The 12,840-nt window shown below is 68.9% G+C and carries 11 protein-coding genes; 4 read left to right on the top strand and 7 right to left on the bottom strand.

Features of this window, described 5'->3' with window-relative positions:
- The first annotated feature begins 7 nt into the window (after positions 1–7).
- Together ACXZ1E_RS13150 and ACXZ1E_RS13145 are read left to right on the top strand one after the other, a co-directional pair.
- Positions 8–424 carry a YrdB family protein gene (locus ACXZ1E_RS13150; protein WP_458040919.1) on the top strand — a complete coding sequence of 139 codons (417 nt, stop codon included), beginning with the start codon at positions 8–10 and terminating at the stop codon, positions 422–424.
- On the top strand, positions 421–1,854 hold the full coding sequence (locus ACXZ1E_RS13145) for an FAD-binding oxidoreductase (RefSeq protein WP_458040918.1): 1,434 nt from the start codon (positions 421–423) through the stop codon (positions 1,852–1,854). Before ACXZ1E_RS13150 ends, ACXZ1E_RS13145 begins: the two co-directional genes overlap by 4 nt.
- A gap of 14 nt (positions 1,855–1,868) precedes the next feature.
- Here the strand turns inward: ACXZ1E_RS13145 and ACXZ1E_RS13140 are convergent, their stop codons facing one another.
- The 6 genes from ACXZ1E_RS13140 to ACXZ1E_RS13115 all read right to left on the bottom strand — a co-directional run bounded on the left by ACXZ1E_RS13140 (position 1,869) and on the right by ACXZ1E_RS13115 (position 8,242).
- Entirely contained in the window at positions 1,869–2,648 is a 780-nt protein-coding gene (locus ACXZ1E_RS13140; protein ID WP_458040917.1) for a glucosamine-6-phosphate deaminase, read from the bottom strand.
- The gene (locus tag ACXZ1E_RS13135; protein ID WP_458040916.1) at positions 2,641–3,624 is read right to left on the bottom strand and encodes an ROK family protein; all 984 of its coding nucleotides are present in this window, start codon (positions 3,622–3,624) and stop codon (positions 2,641–2,643) included. Before ACXZ1E_RS13135 ends, ACXZ1E_RS13140 begins: the two co-directional genes overlap by 8 nt.
- Before the next feature lie 43 nt (positions 3,625–3,667).
- Complete coding sequence (locus ACXZ1E_RS13130) at positions 3,668–4,615, bottom strand: carbohydrate ABC transporter permease (RefSeq protein WP_458351963.1); 948 nt, start codon at positions 4,613–4,615, stop codon at positions 3,668–3,670.
- Positions 4,612–5,598 carry a carbohydrate ABC transporter permease gene (locus ACXZ1E_RS13125; protein ID WP_458040915.1) on the bottom strand — a complete coding sequence of 329 codons (987 nt, stop codon included), beginning with the start codon at positions 5,596–5,598 and terminating at the stop codon, positions 4,612–4,614. Before ACXZ1E_RS13125 ends, ACXZ1E_RS13130 begins: the two co-directional genes overlap by 4 nt.
- A 108-nt stretch (positions 5,599–5,706) precedes the next feature.
- Positions 5,707–6,930 carry an extracellular solute-binding protein gene (locus ACXZ1E_RS13120; protein ID WP_458040914.1) on the bottom strand — a complete coding sequence of 408 codons (1,224 nt, stop codon included), beginning with the start codon at positions 6,928–6,930 and terminating at the stop codon, positions 5,707–5,709.
- Positions 6,931–7,018: 88 nt separating this feature from the next.
- The gene (locus ACXZ1E_RS13115; RefSeq protein WP_458351962.1) at positions 7,019–8,242 is read right to left on the bottom strand and encodes an ROK family protein; all 1,224 of its coding nucleotides are present in this window, start codon (positions 8,240–8,242) and stop codon (positions 7,019–7,021) included.
- A 147-nt stretch (positions 8,243–8,389) separates the two neighbouring features.
- On the opposite strand from ACXZ1E_RS13115, the gene ACXZ1E_RS13110 reads away from it, so the two are divergent.
- Positions 8,390–8,860: a hypothetical protein gene (locus ACXZ1E_RS13110; RefSeq protein WP_458040913.1), complete on the top strand. Its 471-nt coding sequence runs from the start codon at positions 8,390–8,392 to the stop codon at positions 8,858–8,860.
- Between the two features lie 174 nt (positions 8,861–9,034).
- Positions 9,035–10,468, top strand: a complete 1,434-nt coding sequence (locus ACXZ1E_RS13105) for a L,D-transpeptidase family protein (RefSeq protein WP_458040912.1) — start codon at positions 9,035–9,037, stop codon at positions 10,466–10,468.
- Between the two features lie 142 nt (positions 10,469–10,610).
- On the opposite strand, the gene ACXZ1E_RS13100 is transcribed toward ACXZ1E_RS13105, so the two are convergent.
- Positions 10,611–12,827 carry an NADP-dependent isocitrate dehydrogenase gene (locus tag ACXZ1E_RS13100; RefSeq protein ID WP_458040911.1) on the bottom strand — a complete coding sequence of 739 codons (2,217 nt, stop codon included), beginning with the start codon at positions 12,825–12,827 and terminating at the stop codon, positions 10,611–10,613.
- Positions 12,828–12,840: the final 13 nt, after the last annotated feature.

The raw sequence follows: 12,840 nt of genomic DNA, 5'->3' as shown, positions 1-12,840 counted from the left end.
TGGAACGATGACCGATTCGTCCGCGCTCGACGGCGCACCCCAGACCGCAGCGACCCCCGCGGGTGGTACGGGACGAGCGCCCGGCACGGTCGAACGGCCTGGAGTGATCGATGTCGTGCGGCTCCTGACCGAACTCGTCGCGTTCGGAACCCTCGCGCTGTGGGGCTTCCTCGCGTTCGCCTTCCCGTGGAATCTCGTCTTCGGCATCGGCGCCCCCGTCTTCGCGATTCTGCTGTGGGCGCTCTTCCTGTCGCCTCGGGCAGTCATCGCCGTGCATCCGTTCGTCGCCGCCATCATCGAGCTGTTGATCTTCGTCAGTGCGACGCTCGCGTGGTGGAGCATCGGCCAACCGTGGATCGGATTGGCGTTCGGCGTCGTGGCGGTCGCCACGGGACTCGTGGTCGGCAGACGGCGATTCGCGTGACATCCGATCTCGACGTCGCCGTGCATCCCGACGCCGCACCCGAGAACGAGGTCGTCGCGCTTCTGCGCGCCGAGCTCTCGCACCGCGTCGACACGGTCGTCGACACGGTCGTCGACACGACGGATGCCTCGCTCGAGGCCGCCCGCGCCGACAAATCCGGTCATCGCTCATCGGGCCGGCCGCTCGCCGTCGTCCATGCGGCGTCGGTCGACGATGTGCAACGCACGATGCGCATCGCGACCGCGACGCGGACCCCGGTCGTCACGCGCGGCGCCGGCACGGGTCTCGCGGGGGCCGCGATGGGCGGACCGGGCGAGATCGTGCTCTCGATGCGATCGATGGACAGAATCCTGGAGGTGCGGCCCGACGATCTGCTCGCGGTGGTCGAGCCCGGCATCATCAATGCCGACCTGAACGCAGCGCTTGCGGCGCACGACCTATGGTGGGCCCCCGACCCCGCGAGCCGCGCGATCTCGACCGTCGGCGGCAACATCGCGACGGGCGCCGGAGGGCTCCTCTGCGCCAAGTACGGCGTCGTCCGCGACGCGGTGCTGGGTCTCGACGTGGTGCTGGCCGACGGGCGCCTGCTGCGGCTCGGGCACCGCACCGTCAAGGGCGTGACGGGCTTGGACCTCACGTCGCTCATGATCGGATCCGAGGGCACCCTCGGCGTCGTCGTGGGCGCGACCCTCAAGCTGCGCCGCCTCGTGCCCGGCGACGTGTGCACGATCGCCGCGACGTTCCTCGACGTCCAGTCGGCGGCGCGGGCGTCGGCCGCCGTGACCGCCTCGGGCGTGCAGCCCGCGATCATGGAGCTGATGGATGCGACGAGCCTCGCATCCGCACATTCCTATCTCGGCATACAGCCGCCAACGCCCGGCGCCGCGCAGCTGATCGTGCAGACCGACGGCCCGGCAGCGACGGCCGAGGCGAACGCGATCGGCGCAACATTGTCGGCGAACGGCGGCAACGTCACGGTCACGCGTGATCGGGACGAGGGCGAACGGCTGCTCACGATCCGGCGCTCGATGCATCCGGCTATGGAGGCGCTCGGCAAGACGACGTTGATCGAGGATGTCTCCGTCCCGCGCAGCGCCCTCGCGACGATGTTCGACGAGATCGCGCGCATCGAGCGCGAGTACGACGTGACGATCCCGACGATCGCCCACGCGGGCGACGGCAACCTCCACCCGAACTTCGCGTTCGACGGCGAAGAGGTGCCCGACCACGTCTGGGCGGCGGCGGATGCGCTGTTCCGCGCGGCGCTCGCGCTCGGGGGCACCCTGACGGGCGAGCACGGCATCGGCACGCTCAAGCGGCGGTGGCTGGCAGACGAGCTCGGCGACGACCAGTGGGCCCTGCAGCGCGACATCGCGCGGGTATTCGATCCGCTCGGCATCCTCAACCCGGGTAAGGTCTTCGCGCCCTGAGCGCCGGGTCCCGGCTACAGCCCCTGCCAGGCCGGCTTGTGCGCCCACGTCTCGCGGTAGTAGTCCGCGAAGCGCAGGGCGGATGCCGCAGCCTCATCGACCACGACTGTCGCGTGCGGGTGGAGCTGAATCGCCGAGCCGGGCAGCGACGCGGTGAGAGGCCCCTCGACCGCACCCGCGACCGCCGCAGCCTTGCCCGCCCCGAATGCGAGCAGCACCAGGTGCCGTGCGCGCAGGATCGTGCCCAGGCCCTGCGTGATGCAGTGCACCGGAACGTCATCGACCGAGGCGAAGAAGCGCGCGTTGTCGTCGCGAGTACGCCGCGTCAGGGTCTTCACACGGGTGCGGGAGGCAAACGACGACCCGGGCTCGTTGAACCCGATGTGCCCGTCGGTGCCGATCCCGAGCAGCTGCAGATCCACACCCCCGGATGCCTCGAGCTCGGCCTCGTACGCCTCGCCCGCGTGTTCGATGCCCGCGAGCGACCCGTTCGGCACGCGCACCCGCTCCGCGTCGAGCCCGAGCGGTTCGACGACCTCGCGTCGGATCACACTGCGGTAGCTCTGTGGATCGTCGGGGTCGAGGCCGACGTATTCGTCGAGGGCGAACGCGCGCACGCGGGACACGTCAACGCTCGGCATCCGGCTCACCAGCGCACGGTAGACCGGAAGCGGGCTCGACCCGGTCGCAAGCCCCAGCACCGCGTCGGGTCGCCTGTCGATGAGTCGCACGATCTCGTCGGCGACGAGCGTGCCCCCGGTCGAAGCATCCGGAACGATGACCACCTCAGCCATGAATCAGAACCCCTTCCTCCGGCGCTCCGGCCAGCGCTGCGCCAAGAGCGGCCGCCGGCCAACCCGGCGGGAGCAGCTCGACACGGTCGGCGAGCGCGAGTGAACGCAGAAAGACGGATGCCTCGGCCACCGCTTCGAGTTCGCGCCGCACGTCGTCGTGCAATCTGGCACCGAGAGCGGTCAGTCCGCCACCGAGAATGACCGTCTCGACGTCCGTCGTGAGGACCAGTATTCGCACCGCCGCTGCAACACCGCGCGCGAGTTGGCCGCGGAGCGTCAACGCGAACGGATCGCCCGACGCGGCCGCGTCGAAGATATCCCCCACCGGGTGCGCGCCCGGTCGCCCCCATCGTTCGGCGAGCGCGGCGCCCCCGGCGAGGGCCTCGATGCACCCGCGCTGTCCGCACCGGCAGAGCGGTCCCGCGGGATCCACGCTGATGTGACCGACCTCGCCGGCCGCCCCGCGCGCGCCACGCCAGACCGTGCCCGGCACCGTCTGGCGCCCGGCGCCGGGCCCCGTCACGGGCCCCGTCACTGACCCCGTCACGATCCCCGCCGCGATGCCCGTCCCGAGGTTCAGGTAGGCGATCGATCCCGAGCCAGCGCGCAGCACGGCGGCGCCCAGGGCCGCGGCCCGCACGTCGTTGTCGACACGCACCTCCACCCCCAGCACCGACGCGACGGTATCGCCGAGATCGAGCGCCTCGATGCCCAGGTTGACGGCGTGCTCGACCCGCAGCGTTCCGGGCGCGATCTGGCCCGGAATGCCGATGCCGACAGACGAGATGCGCGACGCGGCACCCGATGGAGCCGCGCCCAGCTGAGCCCCGAGGTCGGTGACTGCTCCCAGGATCGTCTCGACCACGGCATCCGGACCCCACCCCGTGACGCGGCGCACCCGCGCGACGATCGTGCCGTCCGGCGCGACGGCGACCCCCTCGGTCTTCGAGCCGCCGACGTCCAGCCCGACCCTCATCGCCCGACTCCCGAGGGGGCGCCGGTGTTCAGCCTGTGACGCATCAGCCCTTGACCGCCCCCGACACGAGGCCGCTCGTCATCCGTCCCTGCACGATCAGGAAGAAGATCACGACCGGAACGGCGACGAGCGTTGACCCGGCCATCAACTCGGCCCAGTTCGTGCCGCCGTTCGGGTCGAGGAACGTCCGCAGCCACACCGGCAGCGTCATCGCCTCGGGCCGCGGGTTGAGCACGAGCGCGAAGACGAACTCGTTCCACGCCTGGATGAAGCCGAACACGCCGGTCGCGACCAACCCGGGCGCGAGCAGCGGGAACGTGATGCGCCAGAACGCCTGGGAGCGACTCAGCCCGTCGATCATCGCGGCCTCTTCCAGCTCGACCGGCACGCCGTTGACGAAGCCCCGCAGCGTCCAGATCGTGAAGGGCAGCACCGTCGCGATGTAGACCGCCGAGAGCCCGATGATCGTGTTGAGCAGCTGCCATCCGTCGATCAACCGGAAGGTCGAGATGATCATCGCCTCGGCGGGAATCATCTGCACGATCAGGATCGTCGCGATGAAGGAGCCGCGGGCCCGGAAACGGAAGCGCGTCACGGCGAGCGCCGCAAGGAACGCGAAGACGAGCGCGACGATCACGGTGATGAGCGCGATCTGCAGCGAATTGAGCAGGGCGGGCACGAACGGCGCGCGGCTCTGGCCGAGGATGATGCTCGCGTAGTTCTCCAGCGTGCCGTTGTCGGGCCACAGGTGCAGTTCGCTCCCCCGTACCTGCCCGTTCGGCTGGAACGACGTGTTGACCATCCAGTACACGGGGAAGACCGAGAAGAAGAACACCACGAGCGCCGCCGCACCCGCGAGCAGCGACCCCACACGTCGGCGCGCGGACATCTTGCGGCGCGGTGCGCGCGGCGGGCGCGGCGGGCGTTGCGGACGATCGGATGCCTCGGCATCCGTCCCCCGAATGTTGCGCGGCGTCGACACGGCGCTCATGCGCTCTCCTCCCGCAGGCTCCGGCGCACATAGAACAACGAGACCCCGACGAGCATCAGCACGACGATGACCGAGATCGCGCCGCCCGCGCCGAAGTCGCCCGAGCCGAGCGAGACGCGGTAGATGTACACGCCGAGCGTGTTGGTCTGGGACGCGAGGCCCCCGATGGACTGCAGCGCGTAGATCTGGGTGAAGACCCGCAGGTCCCAGATGACCTGCAGGATCGTCACGATGATGAGGATCGATCGGATGTAGGGCACGACCACGAGCCGGAAGCGCTTGACCGCTCCCGCCCCGTCGAGCTGCGCTGCCTCGAGCACCTCGTCGGGCACCTGCGTGAGCCCGGCATAGACCGTGAAAGCGACGAACGGCACGGCACCCCAGACGATGATGATCGTCGCGACGAAGAAGAAGCTGAGCGGATCGATCAGCCACGAGTGGCCCTCGAACGGCAGACCGAGGGCACTGAGGAACGCGTTCAGCACCCCATACTGCGTGTCGAAGATCCAGCCCCACACGATCGTCGCCGACAACGGCGGCATAGCCCACGCCAGCAGCAGCCCGACCGAGACGAGCGTGCGCAGGCCCGTGCCGAGCCGCCGCATGAGCAGCGCGACCAGGATGCCGAGCAGCATCGTCAGCACGACGCACACGGCCGCGAACAACACCGAACGCCCGAGCACCTGCCAGAACTCGGCGTCGGTGAGCACGGCCAGGTAGTTCGCCAGCCCGACGAATTCGGGCGGCGCTCCGAAGACCTGAGCCCGACCGAATTCCTGGAACGACATCACGAACAGCTGCACGAGAGGCCAGCCGGTGATGACCGCCAGCACAAGCAATCCGGGCACCAGGAGCGCGTAGGGCGTGAAGCCTCCGGGCCGACGCGGCCGGCGGCGTCCTCCGGGCTGCGGTTCGGGGGCGACGAGCCGCTCCCCCTCGACCGCGCTCACGGCCGGGGCGAGTCCGCGGGGGACGCTCGACATGGGATCTCCTGATCGGGAGGCGAATGGTCTGGGGCCAGATGGTGGGCCGGATGGGCGAGGCCCGATGGGCGGGGCCGGAGGAGCGCGCGGCTCCCCCGGCCCGCCCGATCAGCCGTTGAGGACCGACTCGATCTGCGTGTCGACCTCGGTCGCGAGCGCCGCGACGTCACCGCCGAGCGCGATCTGCACGAAGAAGTCCTCGAGCACGCGGGATGCCTCGACCTCGGCCCAGTTCGGCGATGCCGGAGTGAGCTTGGCGTTGCCGGCAGCCGCGGTGAAGGCCATCGCCTCGGGGGTGTCGCCGAGCGTCGAGGCGAGCGACTTCTTTGCCGGAATCAGGCCGTTCTCGCCGTAGATCGTCTGGAACTCATCGCTCAGGATGATCCCCAGCGCGCTCTTCGCCAAGTCGGGGTTGGCCGACTTGGCCGAGATTGCGATGTTCGATCCGCCCGCGAAAACTTGGGCGGCTCCGCCTTCCATGCCGGGCAGGGCGTAGACGAACGGTGCGGCGGGGGGCGCCTCGGTCTCGCAAGCGCTCGCCAGACCCAGCGCCCAGTTCGGGGCCGAGAACTGCACGGCCTGGTTCTCGCAGTACGGGGTCCACGGTTCGGCGTTGTCGCCATCCTTCGGTGCGAGGGAGGCGTTCATCATGAGGTCCTGCACCTGCAGCAGGCCCGCGACCGAGGCATCCGATGACAGTTGCGCATCCCAGCTGTCGCCATCCGCGACGGCGATCTCGCCGCCGTTCTCCCAGATGAAGGGCAGCGCGTTGTACCAGTCCTGGCCGGCGAAGTAGATACCCGACTTCCCCGGGTTGGCCGCGGCGAGCGCTTTGGCGCTCGTGACGTATTCGTCGAGCGTCGCGGGGGCGGCGCTCACGAGGGCGGGGTCGGCGAAGACCACGCGAGCGCCCGAGTACAGGGGCGGTGCGAAGAACTTGCCGTCGTAGGACCCGGCCTCGACGAACCCGGGCAGCAGGTCGTCGCCGCCGAGCGCCTCGTACTCGTCCGTGAGGTCGAGCAGGGCACCGACGGATGTGAAGGCGGGCGCCTGCGTGTTGCCGAACTCGACGATGTCGGGGCTGTCGGAGCTCGACAGACTCGTCGTCAGCTTGTCGACGAGCCCGTCCCACGACTGCTCCTCGATCACCAGGGTCGAGCCGGGGTTGTCGGCCTCGAAGGTCTCGACGAGGTAGTCCCGAGCCTCTTGCGGGGTGTCCGTGCCGACGAGCCAGACGCGGATCTCGGCTGATTCCGACGATCCGGCGGTGCAGCCGGCGAGGACGAGGGCGGATGCCCCGAGCAGGGCAATCGCCCCGAGCGTCTTCTTCATGGTGTTCCTTCGCGTGTGTTGAGTGGTGTGTGAATGGGTCGTGCCTGTATTGATCGGAGTGGGGCCTGTATCGATCGGGTGGGGCGGATCACGAGACACCGAGCTGTCCGGAGAGCACCATGACGGCGGCCCCGCGCAGGACGATGTCTTGGCCGTGCTGGGTCATGCGGACGCGCACGCCGTCGTGGAACTCGGCGAGCGTGCGGGCGCGCAGGGTGTCGGCGGTCTGCTGGAGCAGGGGGCCGTCGAGCAGTTCGGGCGGACCCGAGAGAACGATCTCGGACAGATCGAGTGCGCCGACGATGGGCGCGACCGCGATGCCGAGTCGCTCGCCCGCGTCTCGCAGGATGCCGTCCCGGTCGGTCTCCGCGGATGCCTCGGCCAGGCGGGCTTCCAGGGCCGGCACCGACAGCCAGGCCTCGAGGCACCCGACTTTGCCGCAGGCACAGCGCGGACCGCCGTCCGTGCCGATCGTCACGTGTCCGATCTCGCCCGCGGCGAAACGGCTGCCACGGGTCGGCTGACCGCCGGTGAGCAGACCCGAGCCGACACCCGCGCCCACCTTGATGAGCATCATGTCGTCTTCCGCGCCGCCGAACGTGTACTCGGCGAGCGCTGCCGCGTTGGCGTCGTTGGCGACGAGGACGGGCAGCTCGAGCGCCGAACGGAGGCGAGTCTCGAGGTCGAAGGCCGTCCATCCGAGGTTCGGCGCGCTCAAGACGACGCCGCGGTCGTCGACGATGCCGGGCGTGCCGACGCCGACGCCCAGCACGGGCGCGAAGGAGTCGGCGATCAGGTGTCGGGCGAGTTCGATGACGGCCGTTGCGGCGGCCTCTCCCCCGCCGGGCCGCGGCACTTCGTGGCGGGCGACGATCTCGCCGTCGAGGGTGAGTACGGCGCCGAGAAATGCCGTTGGCCCCGAGAGGTCGATGCCGACGATCCGGTGCGCGGCGCGGTCGATATCGAGCAGGATCGCGGGCTTGCCGGGTCGCGAGCCCTCGCGCAGTCCCTGTTCGATCACAAAACCATCGGCGATCAGCTCGGCGACGAGGTCACTGATCGTGACGCGAGTGAGCCCGGTTTCGCGCGACAGGTCCGCGCGACTCAGGGGGCCGCGGTGGAAGAGCGTCTGCAAGACGAGCGAGCGGTTGTGTCCTCGTCCGTGCTCCGGGAGAACCTTCTTGCCGGGCCGCAGGGCGCGACCCGCACCGAAGGCTCGAGGGGACGTCGTAGCCGGGGGCATGGTGATCGGCAGCGCGGGTCCGGATGCGGGCTCGGACACCGCGCCGGAGGGCTGCTCGGGGGTCGACATATTTGTTAGTAGACCTTACTAACACTCCGCTTGGCAAGGGTTTGTCCACAGTTCGTTCGGATCATTTACAAAACCGTAATGAGACGCGCTCGCGGCGCTGCCCGGAGAGCGCACATAGGCTGGGAGCTTCACCAAGGGGGAACCGTCATGAATCGACGACTGATCGCGCTCGCGCTGGCCGCGACAGTAACGTTCGGACTGACCGCGTGCACCGGAGGTGGGTCCGAGTCCCCCGAGAGCACTGGATCCTCCCGGGGCACTGAGTCCTCGAACAGCGGGGGCGCACCCGAATCGCAGACGGTGGAAGAGGCATGCGCCTCGATCAACGGCACCATCCAAAGCGTCTCGGCCGACTTCGAGGGCGTCACCGCCGAAAACCCCGAAGACGCGGCTGCCGCGTTCCAGGCCGCCGCGGATGCCCTGGGCGACGCGACCTCGGAAATCGGAAATGCCGAGGTCGCCGCGCTGCTGCCCGACATCCAGGCCGTCTTCGAGGCTGCCGGAGAAGCGATGACTGCTCTCTCCGAGGGGGATGCCACGAAGGTCACCGAGCTGCAGAACCTCGGCACCGATCTGCAGGAGAGCTTCACCGCGTTCCAGGAACTCTGCCTCGAGTAGATCAGACCGCTCCTCCCCCGCGTCGGCGCCACTTTCCGACATCCGCCACATCGATTGGCGGCGCGGATGCGGCGAAGTTGCACTCCCGTCCCCGGCACGATAAAGAGTCGTTGCGCCTTCGTTCTCAAGCCTCGCCTACAATCGAGGCACACCCCTCCGCGGGTGAGGGGGCCCGTGACTGACCTCATTTCGACGCCATCGTCCGCTGTCGACGATGCGCCGCTGACTCCTGCGCCGCGCGTGGAGTGGACTCCGGCTCCTCCGCGCAAGCGTCGTCGCTGGCCGCTCGCGCTGTGGATCGGGATCCCCGTGCTCGCTCTTGCGGGCATCGGCGTCTTCTTCGGCACCATCCTGATCGCACCGGGCGTGACCATCGCGGGAGTTCCCGTGGGCGGCCTCACGGTGGGCGCCGCCACGGAAAAGGTCTCGCAGACCGTCTCGGACACGGCAGTCGAGGTGTCCGTGGCCGGCACCACCGCGACCATCAGCGGCGCCGATCTGGGCGCGTCGATCGATGCGGATGCGCTCGCGCAGGCCGCCCTCGAAACGCACCCGATGTGGCAGGTGGGCGGGTGGTTCCCGAGCCCCGAACGGGTCGCACCCGACGTGGACGCCGCTGAATCCGAGGCCGCCCTCGCCAACGCGTTCGCCGCCGACTGGGTGGACCCCGTAGACGCGGTCGTCGCTTTCGACCCCGCCACCGGCTCCTATGTCGTCACACCCGCGGTGCCGGGTCGCGGCCTCGACCACGCCGCGATCGAGCAGGCCTACGAAGCTCGGCGGCTCGACTCCTCACTCCCCCCGGCCTTCGACGGCCAGCTCGTCGCGCTCGAGGCAGACATCACGACGGATGCCGCGACAGCCCGCGTGGAGCAGCTGAACGCCATGGTCGCGTCGGCGGGCTTCTACGTCGGCGAGGAGCGCACCGTTCCGATCGCCGCTGATGAACTCGCTTCGTGGCTGACGCTGTCGCCGAATCCCGAACAGGGCACGATCAGCATCTCGGCCGACCGCGCGGCGATCCAGACCATGGTGGACACGCTGCCCGCCGCCGTGGATCGCGCGCCCGTCAACGGCGTCCAGGTCGTCAACAAGGCCGGCACGGTGCTGCGCACCGAACAGGCCGGCGCCGGCGGACGCGCTCTCGGCGCGACGACCGGAATCGCCGCGGGCTTCGCATCGCAGCTCGCCGCCGGTGATGCCGCGTACGCGCTCGATGTCGAGGTGACCACCGCGCAGACCACGTCCGTGGTTCGTCTGCTCGAGGTCGACCTCTCCGAGCAGCGGCTATATGTCAAAGAAAACGACGTCGTGGTCGACTCGTGGCTGATCTCCAGCGGAGGACCCGGCTGGGCCACCCGCCAGGGCAACTTCACCGTCAACGCCAAGGTGCGGATGCAGGACATGGGTAACAGCGAGGTCGGCTACCTTCAGCCCGACGTCGAGTGGGTCATGTACTTCAGCGGCGACCAGGCGTTCCACGCCGTGTACTGGCGCAACATCTGGGGCACTCCGCTGAGCCACGGCTGCGTCGGTATGCCGACGTCGCTGGCCAAGCAGATCTATCAGTGGGCCGACGTCGGAACCGACGTCTGGGTGCACGCGTAAGCACACCGCGTTTCGACTCGGCCCTCCGGGCCTCACTCAACGACCGAGGCCGTGCCCGGTCGTTCAGCGAGCGCAGCGAGACGAAACGCAACGAAAGAAGAGCGGATGCCGGAGGCATCCGCTCTTCTTCTGTTCCACACCCCTACATGGCGTCGATGATGCCGTTCAGCGTCGAGGACGGACGCATGATGTCGTCGACCCGCTGCGCGTCGGGGTGGTAGTAGCCGCCGATGTCGACGGCCGTGCCCTGGGCCGCGGCGAGCTCGGCCACGATCGCCTGCTCGTTCGCGGCCAGCTCGGCGGCGATCGGCGCGAACCGAGCGGCGAGCTCGGGGTCGCTGGTTTGCTTCGCCAGCTCCTGCGCCCAGTACAGCGCGAGGTAGAAGTGGCTGCCGCGGTTGTCGATCATGCCGACGGCACGACCCGGCGAGCGGTCGTTCTCGAGGAACGTTCCGGTTGCCGCATCCAGTGTGTCGGCGAGGACTTTGGCGCTGGCGTTGCCCGTGCGGTCGGCGAGGTGCTCGAACGAGGCTGCCAGGGCGAAGAATTCACCCAGCGAGTCCCAACGCAGGAAGTTATCACCCACGAGCTGCTGCACGTGTTTGGGTGCGGAGCCGCCGGCACCGGTCTCGAATAGCCCGCCACCCGCGAGCAACGGAACGATCGAGAGCATCTTGGCGCTCGTGCCGACCTCGAGGATCGGGAACAGGTCGGTCAGGTAGTCGCGCAGCACGTTGCCCGTCACCGAGATGGTGTCGAGTCCGTGACGCATGCGCGAGAGCGTGTACCGCGTCGCCTCTTCGGGCGACAGGATCGACAGCTGCAGACCGTGCACGTCGAGGGTCGCGAGAGCCTGGTGCACCTTGGCGATCAGCTGCGCGTCGTGCGAGCGGTTGACGTCGAGCCAGAACACGGCGGGCGAACCCGTGGCGCGCGCTCGCGAAACGGCGAGACGCACCCAGTCGATGACGGCGATGTGCTTGGTCTGCGTGGCGCGCCAGATGTCGCCGGCTTCGACGGCGTGCTCGATGAGCACCTCACCGGAGCTGTCGAGGACCTGGACGATGCCGTCAGCGGCGATCTCGAACGTCTTGTCGTGGCTGCCGTACTCTTCAGCGGCCTGAGCCATGAGGCCGACGTTCGGAACGGTGCCGATCTTGGCCGGATCGAGCGGTCCGTTCGCGATCACATCGTCGATGACGGTCTGATAGACGCCCGCGTAGGACGAGTCGGGGATCACGGCGATCGTGTCGTCTTCGCCACCATCCGCGCCCCACAGCTTGCCGCCGTTGCGGACGAGCGCAGGCATGGATGCATCCACGATGACGTCCGACGGGACGTGCAGGTTCGTGATGCCCTTGTCGGAGTTGACGTACGACACGCGTGCCCCGGCCGCGAGGGCCTCGTGGAACGCGGCGATGATCTCGTCGCCCCCGTCCACACTGGCAAGCCCCGCGAGGATCGCGCCGAGCCCGTTGTTCGGGTCGAGGCCGGCCGCCGCGATCTTGTCGCCGTAGCGCGCGAAGACATCGGCGAAGTAGGAGCGTACGACGTGCCCGAAGATGATCGGGTCGCTAACCTTCATCATCGTGGCCTTGAGGTGCACGGAGTACAGCACGTCGTCGGCTTTGGCGGCATCCTGCGCCTCGGCCAGGAAAGCGTCGAGCGCCTTGCCCGACAGGAATGTCGCGTCGATGATTTCGCGCGGCAACACCTTGAGATCGCTCTTCAGCACCGTCTCGGTACCATCCGTCGCCGTGTGACGAATGGTCAGGACATCGTCGTGTGCGGCGACCCAGGACTTCTCGTTGCTCTTGAAGTCGTCGTGACCCATGGTCGCGACGCGTGTCTTCGACCCGGCGGGGAACGGCTTGTTGGTGTGCGGGTGCTTGCGGGCGTAGTTCTTCACCGACAGGGGCGCGCGACGGTCGCTGTTGCCCTCGCGCAGCACGGGGTTGACGGCCGATCCCTTGATGCGGTCGTAGCGCGCGCGCACGTCCTTCTCATCGAGGCTCGTGGGCTCGTCGGGGTAGTCGGGGATGTCGTATCCCTGCGCCTGCAGTTCGGCGATGGCCGCCTTCAGCTGCGGGATCGAGGCCGAGATGTTCGGCAGCTTGATGATGTTCGCCTCGGGGAGCGTCGCGAGCCCGCCGAGCTCGGCCAGCGCGTCGCCGACCTGCTGTTCGGGCGTCAGCTTCTGCGGGAAAGCCGCGAGCACGCGAGCCGCGAGCGAGATATCGCGCGTCTCGACGTCCACGCCCGCCTGACGCGCGACGGCACGCACGATCGGCAGAAACGATGCCGTTGCGAGGGCCGGGGCCTCATCGGTGTGGGTGTAGATGATGGTCGATTCGGTCACCAGAAAGTCTCCA

The organism is Pacificispira sp. HM-600 (genome assembly GCF_977993705.1).
Note: the sequence above shows the minus strand (reverse complement) of the source record. Positions and strands in the feature narration are given on the sequence as shown.

Bases quoted from the DNA above. Each gene is read 5' to 3' on its own strand.
- ACXZ1E_RS13150 (WP_458040919.1), top strand. From the start codon at position 8: ATGACCGATTCGTCCGCGCTCGACGGCGCACCCCAGACCGCAGCGACC.
- ACXZ1E_RS13140 (WP_458040917.1), bottom strand. From the start codon at position 2,648: ATGGCTGAGGTGGTCATCGTTCCGGATGCTTCGACCGGGGGCACGCTC.
- ACXZ1E_RS13135 (WP_458040916.1), bottom strand. From the start codon at position 3,624: ATGAGGGTCGGGCTGGACGTCGGCGGCTCGAAGACCGAGGGGGTCGCC.
- ACXZ1E_RS13130 (WP_458351963.1), bottom strand. From the start codon at position 4,615: ATGAGCGCCGTGTCGACGCCGCGCAACATTCGGGGGACGGATGCCGAG.
- ACXZ1E_RS13125 (WP_458040915.1), bottom strand. From the start codon at position 5,598: ATGTCGAGCGTCCCCCGCGGACTCGCCCCGGCCGTGAGCGCGGTCGAG.
- ACXZ1E_RS13120 (WP_458040914.1), bottom strand. From the start codon at position 6,930: ATGAAGAAGACGCTCGGGGCGATTGCCCTGCTCGGGGCATCCGCCCTC.
- ACXZ1E_RS13115 (WP_458351962.1), bottom strand. From the start codon at position 8,242: ATGTCGACCCCCGAGCAGCCCTCCGGCGCGGTGTCCGAGCCCGCATCC.
- ACXZ1E_RS13110 (WP_458040913.1), top strand. From the start codon at position 8,390: ATGAATCGACGACTGATCGCGCTCGCGCTGGCCGCGACAGTAACGTTC.